Annotated in this window: 1 protein-coding gene; it reads right to left on the minus strand. The window is 43.0% G+C overall.

All coding sequences use genetic code 11. From position 1 onward, the window contains the following. Nucleotides 1–42 precede the first annotated feature (42 nt). Nucleotides 43–1,305, minus strand: coding sequence for an ISL3 family transposase (locus tag QA601_18910; protein MDG5817172.1), 1,263 nt, complete (start codon nt 1,303–1,305; stop codon nt 43–45). Nucleotides 1,306–1,364: the final 59 nt, after the last annotated feature.

The raw sequence follows: 1,364 nt of genomic DNA on the forward strand, positions 1-1,364 counted from the left end.
GCCGCCTCCGGCTTTTCCATGGGTGCATACCACATATAGTGGTCAGCTCATTCGATAACGTAAACAGGGGGCTGGAGGCGGATACGGATACATATCCAGCCCACCGCAATGATAGAATATAGCTGTGATATAGTTCGTCCTGCTGCGGAAACCGCTGGCCATTCTTTTCACTTTTTCCACTTTTGCATTAATACTTTCCCCCAGAGCATTCGTTATCCTATGCTTAGCATATGTTACAATATTATCAATATGCGTCTTTAATGTTTTCGCCGCATCCTTTATGGGCTTTATTCGGGAGTGTGTTGCCCAGAAGTACCAAGAATCAAAATATTTTCTCATGTTTGCTTCATATTTGTAATCCCAAAGATGACGGAGATTGTCTTTAATGGCGCATGCTCTCGCAGTCTTCAAATCCATAGCTTTCAAAGCGCGGTACTCCTCTTTGCGCCATTCCGGAACATTTTCCTCATTCCATAACCACAGGTACTTTGTTCTCTTAAGTGTCTGATCACCCTCAGCCATCAACTTTTTATGCTCTGATTTCCTTGTCTTGTCAACTGCCTTGTTCACGTACTGCATTGCATGAAAACGATCAAATACTATTTTCTTCTCTGCTCCAGGGATACATTTCTTGGTTGCCGCCATGTATGGCCGCCACATGTCCATGGCTATTGCTTTGACTTCAGCCAGTTCCTTTTCTGTGAATTGCAGATAGTAGGCTTCTAAACTCTTCTGTTCCCGGTCATCACAAACATATTCCACTGTTCCCTTATCTATATTTGTTACAATGGTTTCATATTTATGGCCACGGGCAAAAGCCTTTTCATCAACACCTATTCTTTCCGGGATCACACGGGGTTTTCTTGCCTTGCCCCGTGCTACAGCTCGTTCGACAGCGTTCCAGCAGCGGTCCCAGCTTAAGGAAAACAGTTGGGCGACAGCCTTGACTGAGCACTCCTTGCTTATGTCGATAATAAATGCTTCGAACTGATAGGTCATATCCGAACCGTTCTCGCCAAATTCAGATACTATCTGCTTGATTCCGTGCTCCTTGCAGTTGGATCTAGGCAAACGAACATGGATAAATGTAGTCATCTGACACACATTTAAATGGCGGTATACCCGTTCTGGAGAGTGGTCGTATACAGCACAAAAATGATCACAAACAGGGCATCTTACTTCGATATTCATTTCATGATCAACCCAGATATCTACCCTCTGCTGTTGTTCATCAACTTTCACTGTGGTTATAAACCACGGTTCGTTCAAACCAAGTATTTTTTCAAAAAGTGTTTTATCATTCATAACATAAAAGTACTTTAATACAATATGTAGGGGCTACCCATTAAAATGTCTGATGACCC

The organism is Chitinispirillales bacterium ANBcel5 (genome assembly GCA_029688955.1).
Lineage (GTDB): Bacteria > Fibrobacterota > Chitinivibrionia > Chitinivibrionales > Chitinispirillaceae > Cellulosispirillum > Cellulosispirillum alkaliphilum.

Excerpts from the sequence above, each read along its gene's own strand:
- QA601_18910 (MDG5817172.1), bottom strand. The coding sequence starts at position 1,305 with ATGAATGATAAAACACTTTTTGAAAAAATACTTGGTTTGAACGAACCG.